Consider the following 16,608-nt stretch of genomic DNA (forward strand, 5'->3'; position numbering starts at 1 on the left):
ATCTTTTTGGTTAACAGTACGGCCAGAAAGGCTCAGCACATGTGCTGTCATTTCTTTAACGCCTTGTTCGCCAAGAGCAGGACCCCAAGCTGGCATTGCTGCAATACGACCATAAAGAAGTGTTTCTTTAATTTTGTCAGGTGTTCCGCCATATAACCAATCTTTATCAGTTAGGTTAGGGAAGCCGGTACCACCACGTGCATCAGAGCCATGACATTGCGCACAGTTTTGTGAAAATAAACGCTGACCAATTTCAATGGCTACTTGACCATCTGTTTGCTCATGTTTATTACCACTATCAAGCGCTACTTGCTGCGCTGCATCACCTTCAAATTTAGAGTTAACTAAATCTAAAACGGGTACTTGTGCAAGTTTATTAAAAATAGGACCAAAGCGTTCTTCTGCAACTTCGTACTCTTTATCAAGTTTTACAAAGCGACCATCAGCTTTTGCCTCTGCAACTGCTTTTTTAGATTCAGCTAAAGACGTAATACCTTGATTAGAACTAGTCCATTTACCTAAACCTTCCCAGTTACCTAAACCTGGGTAAGCTGCTAGATAATATACAGCCCAAACAAAAGTCGCGAAAAACATGTAAGTCCACCATTTTGGTAGTGGATTATTTAGCTCTTCAATGCCGTCAAATTCATGTCCACAGCTTTCACCTTCTTTTACGCCTGCGTAGTTTTTTAAGTTCCAAACTAATAGGCCAAAGATGATGCATAAGCATGCAAGGGTTAATACAATAACCCAAATACTCCAAAAGCTAGTCATTTTTCAGACTCCTTTTCCTCGTTAGAGAGCGTGTTGTCATGTTTTTTTTCATCTTCAAAAATGGCATTAGCAGCGCTGTCAAAACGAGTTTTGCTTCGCTTGCTATATGCCCATGCAACAATCACAATAAACAATACTAAAATTACCAGAGTTAAAATGCCTCTGTATGTTCCGTAATCCATAATTTTTTACTTCAAGTGGGTACCAAGTTGCTGTAAATACGCGATGAGAGCTTGGATTTCTGTTGCGCCTTTGCCATCATTCATAGCATTAACTTTATCAACATCTGCTTGAAGCTCTGCATCATCGCCATAACCTAAACCCGGATGTTTTGGGTTTTCTGGGTTAATAGCAAAAGTATCACGGAAAAGTTGTAGTTTTTTCAGAGTAAGGCTTGTATCAACCGTATTCTCTGCTAACCAAGGAAAGCCTGGCATGTTTGACTCAGGAACCACAGCACGTGGATCAACTAAGTGAGCATAATGCCAATCGTCCGAGTAGCGCTTACCAACACGAGCCAAGTCAGGACCAGTACGTTTAGAACCCCATAAAAACGGATGATCCCATACTGATTCGCCTGCTACAGAGTAGTGACCATAACGCTCAACTTCATCACGAAAAGGACGAATCATTTGTGAGTGACAGTTAGAACAACCTTCACGCACGTAAAGATCACGGCCTTCCATTTCTAAAGCGTTAAGAGGGCGTAAACCCTCTACTGGTTTAGTTGTATCGTCTTGAAACATTAGCGGAGTGATCTCAACTAACGCGCCGAAGCTAATAGCAAAAACAGTCAGAATAGCCATAAGGCCAACGTTCTTTTCTACTATTTCATGTTTGTTTTGTGAATTTTTCTTGCTCATCATCTCACTCCGTTATGCTAATTGTGCTTGCGCGTCTAGTTTCAGAGATTCTTTCTCAGCTGAAATAGTGCGGTAAACGTTATAAGCCATAACTAACATACCTGTTACGATGAATACACCGCCTACAAAGCGCATGATATAGAAAGGATGCGACGCTTCTAAAGACTGCACAAAGCTGTACATCAATGTACCGTCAGCATTTACTGCGCGCCACATTAGACCTTGCATTACACCTGAAATCCACATTGCAACGATGTATAAAACTACACCTACAGTGTGTAACCAGAAGTGGGTATTAACCAATTTAACGCTATACATACGACCTTGCGCGAATAACGCAGGAATTAAGTGGTAAATAGCACCAATTGAAATCATAGCAACCCAACCTAGTGCACCTGAGTGTACGTGACCGATTGTCCAATCTGTGTAGTGAGATAACGCATTTACAGATTTAATTGCCATCATAGGACCTTCAAACGTAGACATACCGTAGAAAGACAATGAAACAACTAAGAAACGTAATACTGGGTCTGTACGTAGTTTATGCCACGCACCAGATAGCGTCATAATACCGTTGATCATACCACCCCAAGACGGTACGAATAGGATAATAGACATAACCATACCTAAACTTTGCGTCCAATCAGGAAGCGCTGTGTAGTGAAGGTGATGAGGACCTGCCCAGATATATAATGAAATTAGCGCCCAAAAGTGAACTACCGATAAACGGTATGAGTACACTGGACGACCTGCTTGTTTTGGTACAAAGTAATACATCATACCCAAGAAACCAGCAGTAAGTAGGAAACCTACAGCGTTATGACCGTACCACCACTGAACCATCGCATCTACCGCACCAGCATAGATTGAGTATGATTTAGTTAACGACACAGGCACTGCCATGCTGTTTACAATATGAAGCACTGCAACAGTAATAATAAAGCCAGCGTAGAACCAGTTAGCAACATAAATGTGCGACACTTTACGCTTAATTAAAGTACCAAAAAATACAACGGCGTAAACAATCCAAACCACAGCGATTAAAATATCGATTGGCCATTCAAGTTCTGCATATTCTTTTGAGCTAGTAATACCTAAAGGTAGCGTTATTACTGCTAATACGATAACTAGCTGCCAGCCCCAAAATGAAAAGGCGGCGAGTTTGTCTGAGAAAAGACGCGTTTGACAAGTACGTTGTACGACGTAATAAGACGTCGCAAAAAGTGCACTGGTACCAAATGCGAAAATTACTGCGTTCGTGTGTAACGGACGTAGTCGAGAGTAAGTTAACCATGGTGTATCAAAGTTAAGTGCTGGCCAAGCTAATTGGGCAGCAATCAGAACCCCAATACTCATGCCAACGATGCCCCAAATCACTGTCATAATAGCGAATTGGCGTACAACTTTATAGTTATACTCAGTTTGTGATGCTACTGTTTGGCTCATTTTCTGGCTTCCGCTGCAATAAATGCGTTTAGAAATGAATTACCCACTTTAAAAAGTGGGGCCTACTATTACTTCACAAGTTTGTTGCCTAAAATGTTCAAAGCATGAATGCTTCAGAAAACAAACTCGAGAAACCCTTAATTTTTGCGGGTGAAATGATAAATTTTTTGGCCTAAAAAAGATAGGTCAATTACATAATATTATGACATCAATCAAACTTTGTGAGCTTGTTGTTTATTTTTTGATACAGTTTGTGCCTAATTTGCTCTAATCGTAACACTTGCACTTGTTATTTATAGTCTCGATTATTAGTATTTGCTTTTATTTATGGCGCAATTGTTATGTTTATATATAGGTTAAGTTTATTTGTGATGCTGATTTTTATATTAACAGCATGTGATTTTTACAAAAATGACGACACTCAACTGCTTAAAAATACACAATGTAAGCCTAATTTACCATGCACTTTTTCAAGCGGTGTTAAAGTATGGTTAAGTAATCAGACGCTTTCACCCGAAACGCCGTTTACAATCTTTAGCGATTTACCAAAAGGATTACATATTTCTGATGCTAAATTAAAAGGTATCACTATGTACATGGGTTACATTCCCCAGCAGTTTAAAAAGCAGGGTAATATTTGGCAAAGCGACACTATGGTTGGGATTTGCTCCGAAAATAATATGCTTTGGAATTTAGAGCTCACAATAATTGACGAAGTAAGCAAATTTGAGCAAGTACATAGCTATTATTTTTACGTAACGTATTAAAAACCCAACTTAATAAAGCTCATCCGCCTTTGCTAGTTTTAATATCATAAATTTGTACGGCAGGCTTTTGGGTTCGATCACTGTATTTTTAGGTTGTTATTTTAAGCGGTGTCATTTTTTGATAAAAATGGCTTATAAAAGCTGCTAATAAAAACGTTTCATTCAAATTAAAGCATTTGCCTAAAGTTAGCGATAAAGTACACAGATGATTTTATACCGCGATAACGCTTACGTGTCATATTAACTGCTTAAAACTACTTTTTATATTTGGGCGTGTTGACTCTCAATTTAGAAGGAAGGTGCAGCGTGATATTTGTATCTTAGTAGGCTTGGTAACTTCTTATGCTTACTCTACTGGCTACGCCCATGAAAAATCTAACAAAGCGCATGTATTCTGCTCACGCTTGTCCCTCACTTTATATTTAAGCACCAAATAGTTAATTGCACCTAGAGGTTGCGGGCAACGCTTGTTTAACCTTTTTTGCGCCGTCATTTCCTATTTATAAGGAATAACTTTATAAAAGGTGATGACGCATAGGCTTCGCCTGCCTAAAAATTAAAACACGCCCGTAAATTTAACCTTGAAAGATAAACACAGTCCGGCAGGTCTAATGGAGCTTATTTACAAGGGTTTAAAATGTGTATATTTAATCCTCACTGAACAAAAAAGCACCCTATAAAAATCATAGAATCAGTTAAAACAGACTATTTAAGCGGTATTAATGAATAAACATGGTTAGTAATTAACATTTTGTTTTACGGTTTTAATAATGCGCTGTGATTAAGTTGTTAATTTTTCTAAATTTGGTACAACGTTCGATTAATTACATTTAATCACAAACTGTACTAGTTTGATTTCATCTGTTTTTAATATGTATCAAATTAATCTTAATGTCATGAATATACGATGTATTTATTAATTAACACTGAAACAAGTGGTAACCTTTGTACCTATAACGGTTGTTTCGTTTTTGTTGATGACATAAATCAACCGCTCGTTAAGTTTTCGTTCAGTTAAGTGAGCCTAACTTGCCCTCCTGACTCACAATTCTTATAAAAAGTGAGCATTACCAATAAAGGTAAATTTCCAACAAGTAGGGTCTATTCATGAAAAAATCAACTCTTGGTTTGGCTGTAATCGCGGCAATCCCAATGTTCTCAAGTGTGCAAGTTCTCGCTGCTGACGAAGCGGCACAATCTATTGAAAAAATTCAGGTAACAGGTTCACGTATTAATCGTACTGATATGGAATCTGCTAGCCCAATTACGGTTATTGGTGATGACTTTATCGCAAAAAGTGGTTTCACATCGGTTGCTGACATTCTTTCAACTCAGCCATCAGCGGCAGGTATTAGCCTAGGCGCTTCAAGTAATAATGGTTCTGACGGTTCAGCAACAGTAAACTTACGTGGTATGGGTTCACAACGTACGTTAGTACTACTAAACGGTCGTCGTATGGTTTCTTCAGGTACTGGTGCAGATTCGTCTGTTGATTTAAATACCATTCCTGTAGCAATGATCAAATCTATTGAAATCTTAAAAGATGGTGCATCTGCAGTATATGGTTCTGACGCCATTGCCGGTGTTGTAAACATTATTACAAAGAAAGATTTTGAAGGTTCAGAGCTTAATGTTGAAGGCAGTCGCACTACAAAAGGTGACGGCAATAACTACGGCGTTAGCTTATTACATGGAATGAACATTGCTGATGGTAACCTTGTAATAGGTGCTCAGTACTCAAACCGTGGTGAAGTAATTCAATCAGACCGCACATTTGTTGCACCAGGTGAATCATCATTCATTCCTGAAGGAACACTTAATGGCAAAACTTACCAAGGTAATGGCGTTTTTGAAGATAGAACGACATCTTACGATTTCACAACATCAAGCTACGCTCAAACTCCTAATGAGTTATACAGCTTATTTACTAGCTATGATAAAGAGTTAGATTCAGATACTACTTTTAACGTTGATTTGATGTACACGCGCCGTGAATCTAATCAGCAACTTGCACCACAACCAGCAAGTATTGATTTAACTACTTCTAGCCTAGATTCAATTTACACTGAAAGCTTTCGCGATGCAGACACAGGTCTTCTTGATGACTCTTTAGAGTACAGAAGAAGAATGGTTGATGCTGGTCCTCGTATTTATGAGCAAAAAACTGACACTTACCGTGTATCTGTTGCATTACAAGGTTTATTAGATAACGATGCAAGCTGGGATGTAAGTGCAACTTACGGTCGTAATGACTCAAAAGATTCAGTTCAAAACTCAATTAATGCAAGTCGAGTTGAAGAAAGCATTTATGCAAACCAAGCTCTTTGGTTTAGCGGTGATTCTCTAGATCGTAGCTTATTAACATCTAATGATTCAATTTACACTGAGTCAAACGAAGGTGGTAACGAGCAGTTTATCCTTTCAGCTGGTTACAGCGCAGTGACAGAAAGTGATATTGGTTACGCTATCGGTATTGAGAATCGTTTTGAAAGCGGTTACTACACACCGGATTTAATTACTCAAGCGGGTGAAAGTACAGCTGCACAACAGGATCCAACTGAAGGTGATTATTCAGTACAATCTGTTTACTTTGAAACATCTATGCCAGTATTTGAGACCGTTACTTTAGAAGGTGCAGCTCGCTACGATAATTACTCTACTTTTGGTGGCGAAACAACGTGGAAGCTTGGCGCAACGTGGAACGTAACTGATGAGTTTATGGTACGTTCTGTACTAGCAACAGGCTTTAGAGCACCTAACGTAGCTGAATTGTTTGGTGGTAACTCAGGTTCTTACGATTACCTAGCTGATCCATGGGGCAATGAGCAAGATGCTCAAATACTTGTAAACTATACAAGTGATAACGATTTACAAGCAGAAGAAAGTCGTTCATTTACTTTCGGTATGGTTTGGGAAGTAGCTGATGGTCTATCAAGTACTTTAGATTACTGGAAGTTTGATATCACGAATGCTATTACGCGTTTAGATGTTCAAAACGAAATGAATAACTGTTTTGCAGGTGATGCAGAATCATGTTCATCAGTTAATATCACGCAGGCAGGTGATTTATCTAACTTGAGCTCAGCACTTACTAACGTAGGTTCTCAAAAAACATCAGGTGTTGATTGGAATATTAGCTACACTGCTGATAACTACCGTATAAACCTTGATACAACGTATTTAATTAAATTTGAAGAAGATGACATTAATTACACAGGTACTATTGATGGAAACATCGGTGGTTACTCAAAAATAAAGTCAAATCTTTCAGTTAATTACGATATCACTGATTCATTAAATGTTCTTTATAACGCACGATTCCTTCGTGGTATGGATGGTGATTACTACGGTGAAAACTTTAGCACTGACAACGTTATTTATCATGATATTTCAATGAGCTATAACTTGAATGATGCATTAAGATTAACGGGTGGTATGAACAACATATTTGATAAAGAGCCTGAAGAAGTATTAGGCGGTAACGATATGGGTACTGTTCCAGAAGTTTATGATGTAATTGGTTCACGTGTATTTGCAAGTGTTAACTATAAGTTTTAATTAGTACATTAATCTTATTAAGGCTCAGTATTTACTGGGCCTTTTTTATTGAACAAAACGTAGGAGGCAAGTACACTTAAGAAGAATATTAGAAGGAGAACTGATTGTTAAAACAAGACGAAAACTTATCTTTTGTCATTGAACCAGAGCTAAATCCTCGCTCTGAGCAGCGTATTGACCTGTATTTTTCGATTCCGAACGAAATGGGAATTAATCCGCAAACGCTCACTGAAGAATCTTATTTCAATAACCACTTCAAATCGCATTTAGCCTATAACGCCAACAACATACATTTGCCTTTAGTGCGAAGTCGTTTTGTTAGTAAAAACAAAGGCGAGCAACAAGATTACAGGCAGAACCTGAATTTATTTTGCTATCAAGTACGTTTAGCACTCGATGCAGATATAAAAGATGCGTTAAAAATTGATGAGGCTGAAGACTTTTTTAAGCGTGCAAATGAAGTATATGAACAAAGTGAAGGGTTACTAAAAAAATTACGCCGCTATACACCTGATGATGAAAAATTACTCCCATTTTTTACTAATGCTGACAACTATTTAAGTTGGCATGTTGAGCAGTCATTTTTAAAGCTTTTAGATGAAGGTCCGCGCAGTAGTGACTTTGCAAAAGAACGTAACGATTTACTGCAGTTTTGCAAAAATGAAAATACCTATCGTGGCGACAAAAATTACAATTCAGAAACCACCATACAAGACGCTAATCGAATAACAAATAAAATGCGCTTGTTACAACGTTTAATTGAGCATGGGGTTATACTACAGAGACAAACTCGCTTTTTGAATAGCTATCTTAAGCGTTTAGTTAAAGGCACTGTAACAGCCGTTATAATGGCTTTTGTGATGTTGGTAATATTAAATGCCCGCTCAAGTTTTACCGAGGTTACAGCCACCCTAATTTTAATTTTAGGGGTTATTTACGGATTACGTGAAATATTTAAAGAGGATATAACGCGAGTTATCTGGCGCGCAATTGTGCAAGGGCGACCTAAATGGCGATTTACGTTCAAAAATAGTATTACGAAAGATAAAATAGCGAGCCAATTCATTTGGCTTGAATACACGCGGTTTAAAAAAATACCGAAAGAAGTTAAATCTATTTTTTCAAAAAGACGCCATCAAAATAAGCAAGCAGCGCAATGGCTTCATTTTGCAAGTGAAACTCGCGTAACAGCAAAAGAGTTTTTACCTGGTTACGATACCCTACAACATAATCTACAATTTAGCCTTGCGCCGTTTGCTCGTTATTTAAAACGTGGTGAGGGTAAGTTATATCACCTTGATAGTAACAAAATATCTAAGCAAGCCGTTGAAAGGCGTTACCAACTAAATATGGTTTTAGTATTAACAGAAGACGATAAAAAATTATATCAGCGTTATAAAATTACATTAAACCGTAGTAAAATCGTTAATATTGAGCTTATTTATTCTAATAAATAAAAAAGGGGGATAGATTAAAATCTATCCCCCTTTTTTGTAATAGTAACCCATCTTTGAATAGGTTACTTACAGATCAAATTACTTGGTTAAACCATGCTTACTGTATAAAGTTACTTTATCTGATACTAAAGTGATTTCGATATTTTTAGCTTCATCGCCCCAAACACAGTTTGTATGTAAGGTTTTTTCTACACAGTTATCAGCACTACCTAAAATTGTTTCAACTTCAGTTTTGTCCATACCAATTTTAACTTTTTCGTAGTTCTCTAAGTTTACTTTTGAGCAAGCTGCAAGACTTAATGTTGCTGCGATGATCAGGAGTTTTTTCATTGTTATATCCTATTGGTATTAGTGATTAAATTTTCTTATTTGAACAATCATACCCATACGAGGGTGATCAAAATAATGTACTTCGCCGCTAATTACGCGTCTAAACTGTGAGAAACGGGCTGATTCTATATCACCATTTTCAAGTTTTTGACTAATATCGAAGTCAGCAGTTATATATAAATAATGACGCAAGTGAATTTTAAATAATCCATCAAGCTCCCAATTAACAGTTGGTTGATCAGGGTCTATAAATAATTCAGGTTTTGAATTAAGTAAACTTACAAAATCAGGATTTGTATAGCTTGGTATATTATTCGTATCATTTTTAATATGCTTGCCAGCAATTAAGTGTACGCTTGGTGCGCGTGACTTACTTTGTCCCTCAAATCGCCAGCCAGTATGCAAAATAGGGGTTAGCCCCTTTCTATCAAGCGCTTTGCGCTGGGCATTAAACTTAAGCTGATTAGGCGATAGTAAATAAGCTTCACTCATACCTTGCTGTGAAGGTGCAAGTGGAATAACCGGTAATTCATCGTAACTTTGCATATAATCAGTGCTGTCGTTACAAATACCTGAGCGTGGATTGGCATTAACTAAAGAGTCGGTAAATGAGTGTTTTTGAAAACGTGTATCGCCGTTGATGCAGGCTTCTTTAGCTTCCTCAGTATAAAGAGGTGTTAGTAAATCTAACGTGTTTTTATCTTCAATAACATCATGTTTAAGGCTAAAGTCTTCTTGTAGATACGGAGCAGGTCGTTGCTTATATACTAACACTTCCACTTCAAACCAACGCTCAGCCAAAGCAGTACTGCTAAATAAGCAGCATAGAACAATAAGCGATTTTTTAAGCAACATTAATGACTAACCTTTTTTTCGAAATCTGCAATCATTGCAGTGACCATTTTCAAGCGTTCGCGAGCATTAGCTTCACTAATAACGAAGCGCAATTTATTTGCGCCATCCATTTTATAAACACGAGGCGCACTTTGTATCAAACCAATAATGAAGCTAGGATTAACCTTAGTGTCTTGACTAAACTCAAAGTAACCACCTTTAGGGTTTGCTTCAATTTTTGTTATGCCTAAATTACTTGCCTGCATTTTTAATTGCTGCAAGCTAAATAAGTTTTTAGCTGCATCAGGTAATAAACCAAAGCGGTCTATTAACTCTACCTGTAGCTCATCCATATCATCAAGACTAGCACAACTAGCAACACGCTTGTACATTCCTAAACGCGCATTAACATCATGAATATAATCATCAGGTAACAGAGCCGGTAGTTTTAAATCTACTTCGGTTTGTTTTTGGAGTAAGTTTTCAAGTGTTGGTTCTTTTCCTTCACGTAGTGCTTTTACGGCTTGTTCGAGCATTTCCATGTATAAACTAAAACCAATAGTGTGCATTTGTCCTGACTGATCATCACCTAATAATTCACCCGCACCACGAATCTCTAAATCGTGAGTAGCAAGTGCAAAACCTGCGCCTAAATCTTCTAACGATTCTATTGCTTGTAAACGCTTACTCGCATCTTTTGAGAGTGACTTAGGATCACCAGTTAATAAATAAGCATAAGCTTGATGATGGCTTCGACCAACGCGTCCTCGTAACTGATGCAGTTGAGCAAGCCCTAGCTTATCGGCTCTATCCATTATAATAGTGTTAGCAGTGGGTACATCTATGCCAGTTTCTATAATTGTTGTACACACTAATACATTATATTTTTGGTGATAAAAATCAGTCATAATTTGCTCAAGCTCACGCTCGCGCATTTGTCCATGAGCACTTGTTACATTAGCTTCTGGAACCCATTCACTAATTTCTTGCGCTACGCGCTCAATGGTTTCGACATTGTTATGCAAAAAGTATACTTGACCACCACGTTTAATTTCACGCAGTACTGCTTCGCGGATTAGATCGGCATCACGTTGACGTACAAACGTTTTAACGGCTAAGCGTTTAGCAGGCGGGGTTGCAATGATTGATAGGTCCCGCATGCCACTCATAGCCATATTTAGTGTTCTTGGTATTGGAGTTGCGGTTAATGTAAGTATATCTACATCTGCACGCAGTGATTTAATTTTTTCTTTTTGACGCACACCAAAGCGATGTTCTTCATCAACAATAAGTAAACCTAAGTCGCGAAAATTTATGTTTTGCTGAATAAGTTTATGTGTACCAATAACAATATCGAGTTTACCGTCAGCCATTCTATCAAGCGTGTCTTTTTGCTCTTTAGTTGAGTTAAAACGCGAAAGTACACCTACTTCAATTGGAAAGTCAGCAAAGCGGTCTTTAAAGTTTTCAAAATGCTGTTGAGCAAGTAGGGTAGTTGGCACTAAAATAGCGACTTGCTTGTTGTCGTTTACAGCAACAAAGGCTGCACGCATAGCCACTTCTGTTTTACCAAAACCTACATCGCCACACACTAAGCGATCCATTGCTTGTTTAGATTGCATATCGCCTAACACGGCTTCTATGGCATTGCGTTGATCATCTGTTTCTTCAAACGGAAAACTATCACTAAATTGACGATAGGCTTGAGCATCAAGTGCAAATTTATTACCTGGTTTTGCTTGGCGCTGTGCGTAAATATCAAGTAGCTCAGCAGCAACATCGCGCACTTTTTCAGCCGCACGTTTTTTTGCTTTATCCCATGCATCTGAACCTAATTTATGCAGTGGTGCGCTTGCTTCTTCGCCGCCAGAGTAACGGCTAAGCATATGAAGTGCAGATACAGGCACATACAGTTTTGATTCGTTTGCATAAATTATTGTAACAAACTCGGTAATTACACCAGCAGCATCAATGGTTTGTAAACCTTGATAACGACCAACACCATGATCCAGATGTACAATAGGCTGACCTTCTTTAAGCTCAGCTAAATTACGAATAAGCGCATCTTGGCTGGCTTCGTATTTGTGCTTACGTCGTCTTCGCTGAGATACTTTAATACCTAACAGTTCTTGTTCGGTAATTATCGATAAGCTTGGTTTAGTGCCAAGTACTACGCTTTGTTCAAGTGGGCTTACAATTAAACCTACATCACTCTCACTTTTTGTAAATTGTTCAAGCGTTTCAAATTCTTTAAATTTTAATCCGCTAGGCTTTAATATACTCAGTAAAGATTCGCGGCGTCCATCTGATTCAACACTTAATAAAATACGGCCTTTTTTCTTTTTTTGTTCTGCCACATAACTTATAAATGCGCCGTAGGGTTCATGTTGCTTATGATCAATACGAATAACGGGTAATTCTGTTACGTTTAAGTTTTTATTACCGGCTTTAGTACCAAGTTTTGCAAGCGACAGGCGAATACGTGCAAAGTGCCCTAAATTAGAAAACAACTCGTCAATAGGTTGGTAAAGCGCATTGGGTTCTAATAATGGACGAAGTGGGTCAACACGACGATTTTCATAACGTACATTTACATCGTGCCAAAAGTTATCAGCAGCATGCTCTAAATCACCTAAATGCATAACCGTTGTTGAATCCGGCAGGTAATCAAAAATAGTCGCTAATTTTTCAAAAAACAGCGGCATATAATATTCAATACCAGCGGGCCAGTTACCTTTACTGACTTGCATGTAAACAGAGTCTTGCTGAGAACTTGCACCAAACTTTTCACGGTAACTTATTCTAAAGCGTTCAATATCGGCTTCGTTGGTTGGAAACTCGTGGGCTGGAAGTAGTTCAATTTTATCTACTTTTTCATCAGAGCGCTGCGTTTCTACATCAAACAGGCGAATAGTATCGAGTTCATCATCAAAGAAGTCGAGCCTGAATGGATGCGGGCTTCCCATAGGAAATAAATCAACAATAGAGCCACGAATTGCGTATTCGCCGTGCTCCATTACTTGCTGAACATTTAAATAGCCAGCTTGCTCTAAGTTTTGACGAAAATTATGTGTATCAAGTTTATCACCAACCTTAAAATTAATAGTTGAGCCATAAATAAAAGAAGCAGGGGCGGTGCGCAACATTAAGGTTGATACAGGTACAATTAACACGCTTTTTTGTTCGTTTTTTAAGGTGTTTAATGTCGCTAATCTTGCTGAAATAATATCTTGATGCGGAGAAAAATGATCGTACGGTAAAGTTTCCCAATCAGGAAATATCATTACTGGATTATCAGGTAATAAATATTCTAATTCGGTTTCTAGGCGCAGTGCGCTTGGCGTGTCGGGGGTGACTATTAACACCAAGTTTTCTTGTTTTTTTACACCCTCAGCAATCGCAATACTTAAACCACTTCCGTTAAGCTGCCCCCACTGAATTTTATCTTTTTGAGATTTTACCCAAGGCAAGGCTGCCCATTGCTCAAACGCCATTTATTACTCCATTTATAAATTGGCTCAAAAGAGCCAATTATATTATTTCACCTGCAATCGGTTTAAGAGATTTACTAAGTATTGAGCCATAACGATATTTAAATTTATTTTTCTTTAGCACTAAAATAGCTGCTAGAGATAGATTTATTATCTAGAGTTCAGATTACTTAGTCGCGGTATATTTTTGTTAAGTCTTTATAGTGATCAATTCGTCGGTCACGTAAGAACGGCCAGATACGTCTTACGTTTTCTGAGCGTTTTTGATCAATTTCTACCACTAAAACTTGCTCATTAGTGTTATTTGCTTCGCCAAGCATTTCACCTTGAGGGCCTGCAATGAAAGAATTTCCCCAAAACGCAATGCCATCGCTTTGAGTACTTGGGTCATTTTCATGACCTACTCGGTTACAACTAATTACTGGTACGCCATTGGCAACAGCATGCGCACGCTGTGAAATAACCCATGCGTCTTTTTGACGAGTTTGCTCAGCAATGTCGTCGTTAGGATCCCAACCAATAGCGGTTGGGTAAATTAGTATTTCAGCGCCAGCCATTGCCATTAATCGAGCTGCTTCAGGAAACCATTGATCCCAACATACTAATACGCCCAATTTACCTACAGAGGTCTGTATAGGCTCAAAACCTATATCACCAGGGGTAAAATAAAACTTTTCATAAAAGCCAGGGTCGTCAGGAATATGCATTTTTCGGTATTTTCCAGCAATACTGCCGTCTTTTTCAAGTACTACAGCAGTATTGTGATAAAGACCTGTCGCGCGTTTTTCAAAAAGTGATGCAACTATAACAATGTTTAGTTCTTTAGCTAGTTCGCCTAATGCGTTACTGCTTGGACCTGGAATTGTTTCAGCTAAATCAAAAACATCGACATCTTCTGTTTGGCAAAAATACAAACTACGATGTAATTCTTGTAATACAACTAACTTGGCGCCTTTATCGGCAGCTTCACGAATACCGGCAACAGACTTTGCTATATTTTGCTCGGCACTAGTGCTATTGCTTTGTTGCACTAAGGCAACAGTTAATTTTTCAGGGCTTGTCATTATGCTGCTCCAGCTAAAAATCCACGAGGTAACTGCATTGTAATACAGTGCAAACTGCCAAACTGTTCAATAATTGGCAAACAATTAACACCTACTATATTGTGCTTAGGGTACGCTTTTTGAACCTGTGCTAGAGCGAGTTCGTCGTTTGCATCAGCGTAAATTGGTACAAGTACAGTGTTATTAATAATTAAGTAGTTAGCATATGTGGCAGGTAAACGAGTTTGTTCATTGTCGTAAACTGCTTTAGGCCAAGGTAATTCAATTAAACTATATGGGGTGTTATCAGCTGTTTTAAAGCTTTGAAGCTGCTTTTCCATCGCGTTAAGCGCGTTGTAATGCTCATCGCTCTTATCATCGCATTTAACATACACAAGCGTATTGTTTGGGGCAAAGCGCACTAATGTATCAATGTGGCTGTCAGTATCATCGCCAGCTAAATAACCGTGATCAACCCATAAAAAGTGTGTTGCTCCTAAATGACTTTTTAAAAGTGTCTCTATGTCATTTGGGCTTAAATTAGGATTACGGTTTTTATTAAGCAAACATTCGCTGGTTGTAAGTAATACACCATGCTCGTTTATTTCAACGCCACCACCTTCAAGTACAAGGTCAAGCGCTTGATATTGATTTTTTTTATCACTAAGTGCTTTTACTAAAGTGTGATTTATTTGATTATCAAGCTTACTTTCAAACTTATTGCCCCAACCATTAAAGGTAAAGTCATAAATTTTTAGCTGGTCTGCATTATCAAGTGCAGAGCAAGTAAGTGGACCATGATCTCGAGCCCACGTATCATTTGTTGGCGTAACTACAAAATGAACACGCTCTAAATTAATTTCAGCTTTATTTAATAGCGAAATAATATACGTTTTTAAAAGTTCATTATGAGCCACAACAACAAGTTGCTGTTGCGCGGTGATATGTTTAGCAAGTTCAATGTAAACAGGCTCAACACGAGCTAAATTATCAGCCCAGTCGGTGTCTTTATGTGGCCAAGTTAGCATAATTGCATCTTGCTCAGCCCATTCTGGTAAAAGTCTAAAGTTCATGGATTTTTTATACAAATTAAGATGATGCTAGTTTAGCATTTCAAATATACCCAAGCCACTTCAAAATACGTACTTTAGTTGGAATTAAAAGCAATTAAGAAATTGCCTTACTCCAAGTAGTAAAGGCTCTATAGCTAAAACAGTGAATGCATTATTAATCGGTTTTAAGCCAATTTATAAAGCGCTTTAAGTAATTATTGTAAATATTTTTTATTTATCTTCGTTTTCTTTATTTGATGGTAACTCAAGCTCTTGGCGTTTTTTTAGCTGACGAGTTTGTGCGTGTAAACTAGCTCTTACTATAAGTTCTTGATCGCTATCTCTTATTGCAACAAACAATAATGTGTATTGGTAATGTTCATTATCTATTTTTTCAACAGCGACCACTTCGGTATAACAATACACTGCAGAGGCTTCGTTATGTAAAAACAGTTTGGTTCTAAACGCTTGACCAATAGAGTGTACGTCGGGNCCGCCGCCACCGTAACTGTCACATTGAATATGATTATCTTGTGCTTGCTCTGAGGCTAAAATATGGCTCATTATTAAATCAATTTTACGAGATTGTGCCTGTAAAAAAGCCGCTAACTCTTGTGCCATATCGCCTAAATTACGAAGTGGACGCAAAGAGCTTTGCTCTAATTCACTTACTTCGTTAGCTAATTTAAATAAAGGGGGAATGTCGTCTTCAAGTTCGAGTTGCGACTTAGGAACTTGCTTATTGTTGACAGTAAATAAATTAACTCTAATACTTTCATCAATTTGAAAGTATTGTTCAAACTCACCTAATCTTTGACTTTTCATTACACTCTCCACAACGTATTTAACCTGAACTTTGTTTAAGATGTTTACTAACATATTAACTAGAAGGATATTTAATTTTTTCTCTCGCTAAATGTTTTCAGTGAGAACGAGGTGAATTTACGTGTTAATAGCGAGGCTATTGCAAGTATATTAACGCAGTTAACGCTG

At 37.9% G+C, this 16,608-nt stretch carries 13 protein-coding genes; 3 read left to right on the top strand and 10 right to left on the bottom strand.

Translation table 11 applies throughout. From position 1 onward, the window contains the following. From L647_RS0121760 to ccoN, 4 genes are all read right to left on the bottom strand, one after another. Positions 1 to 774 (bottom strand): cbb3-type cytochrome c oxidase N-terminal domain-containing protein (locus tag L647_RS0121760; protein ID WP_024612885.1); only part of this gene is annotated, 774 nt, incomplete at its 3' end. Continuing rightward, positions 771 to 956 carry a cbb3-type cytochrome c oxidase subunit 3 gene (locus L647_RS0121765; protein WP_010554061.1) on the bottom strand — a complete coding sequence of 62 codons (186 nt, stop codon included), beginning with the start codon at positions 954 to 956 and terminating at the stop codon, positions 771 to 773. The genes L647_RS0121765 and L647_RS0121760, both read right to left, overlap by 4 nt. A 6-nt stretch (positions 957 to 962) precedes the next feature. Beyond that, the gene (gene ccoO / locus L647_RS0121770; RefSeq protein ID WP_010554062.1) at positions 963 to 1,637 is read right to left on the bottom strand and encodes a cytochrome-c oxidase, cbb3-type subunit II; all 675 of its coding nucleotides are present in this window, start codon (positions 1,635 to 1,637) and stop codon (positions 963 to 965) included. 12 nt (positions 1,638 to 1,649) lie between these two features. Continuing rightward, entirely contained in the window at positions 1,650 to 3,083 is a 1,434-nt protein-coding gene (gene ccoN / locus L647_RS0121775) for a cytochrome-c oxidase, cbb3-type subunit I (RefSeq protein ID WP_024594372.1), read from the bottom strand. A gap of 341 nt (positions 3,084 to 3,424) precedes the next feature. Here ccoN and L647_RS0121780 point away from each other — a divergent pair, with 341 nt between their 5' ends. The 3 genes from L647_RS0121780 to L647_RS0121790 all read left to right on the top strand — a co-directional run bounded on the left by L647_RS0121780 (position 3,425) and on the right by L647_RS0121790 (position 8,865). Continuing rightward, complete coding sequence (locus L647_RS0121780; RefSeq protein ID WP_024612886.1) at positions 3,425 to 3,850, top strand: hypothetical protein; 426 nt, start codon at positions 3,425 to 3,427, stop codon at positions 3,848 to 3,850. Between the two features lie 1,107 nt (positions 3,851 to 4,957). Further along, positions 4,958 to 7,408 carry a TonB-dependent receptor gene (locus tag L647_RS0121785; protein ID WP_024612887.1) on the top strand — a complete coding sequence of 817 codons (2,451 nt, stop codon included), beginning with the start codon at positions 4,958 to 4,960 and terminating at the stop codon, positions 7,406 to 7,408. 104 nt (positions 7,409 to 7,512) lie between these two features. Then, on the top strand, positions 7,513 to 8,865 hold the full coding sequence (locus L647_RS0121790) for a hypothetical protein (protein WP_024612888.1): 1,353 nt from the start codon (positions 7,513 to 7,515) through the stop codon (positions 8,863 to 8,865). A 78-nt stretch (positions 8,866 to 8,943) separates the two neighbouring features. Here L647_RS0121790 and L647_RS0121795 read toward each other — a convergent pair whose 3' ends face one another. The 6 genes from L647_RS0121795 to L647_RS0121820 all read right to left on the bottom strand — a co-directional run bounded on the left by L647_RS0121795 (position 8,944) and on the right by L647_RS0121820 (position 16,440). After that, positions 8,944 to 9,195 (bottom strand): lipoprotein, encoded by a 252-nt coding sequence (locus L647_RS0121795; RefSeq protein ID WP_024612889.1) that lies wholly within the window; start codon positions 9,193 to 9,195, stop codon positions 8,944 to 8,946. A gap of 18 nt (positions 9,196 to 9,213) precedes the next feature. Further along, a complete protein-coding gene (locus tag L647_RS0121800; protein WP_024612890.1) occupies positions 9,214 to 10,050 on the bottom strand; it encodes a peptidoglycan binding protein CsiV in 837 nt (278 codons plus the stop codon). After that, a complete protein-coding gene (gene mfd, locus L647_RS0121805; RefSeq protein ID WP_024612891.1) occupies positions 10,050 to 13,523 on the bottom strand; it encodes a transcription-repair coupling factor in 3,474 nt (1,157 codons plus the stop codon). The genes L647_RS0121800 and mfd overlap by 1 nt, the downstream gene beginning before the upstream one ends. 167 nt (positions 13,524 to 13,690) lie before the next feature. Continuing rightward, entirely contained in the window at positions 13,691 to 14,584 is an 894-nt protein-coding gene (locus tag L647_RS0121810; RefSeq protein WP_024612892.1) for a carbon-nitrogen hydrolase, read from the bottom strand. Further along, the gene (locus L647_RS0121815) at positions 14,584 to 15,636 is read right to left on the bottom strand and encodes an agmatine deiminase family protein (RefSeq protein WP_024612893.1); all 1,053 of its coding nucleotides are present in this window, start codon (positions 15,634 to 15,636) and stop codon (positions 14,584 to 14,586) included. Before L647_RS0121815 ends, L647_RS0121810 begins: the two co-directional genes overlap by 1 nt. 210 nt (positions 15,637 to 15,846) lie before the next feature. Then, positions 15,847 to 16,440 (bottom strand): hypothetical protein, encoded by a 594-nt coding sequence (locus L647_RS0121820; RefSeq protein WP_024612894.1) that lies wholly within the window; start codon positions 16,438 to 16,440, stop codon positions 15,847 to 15,849. Between the last annotated feature and the right edge of the window lie 168 nt (positions 16,441 to 16,608).

The organism is Pseudoalteromonas sp. TB64 (assembly GCF_000498095.1).
Classification (GTDB): domain Bacteria; phylum Pseudomonadota; class Gammaproteobacteria; order Enterobacterales; family Alteromonadaceae; genus Pseudoalteromonas.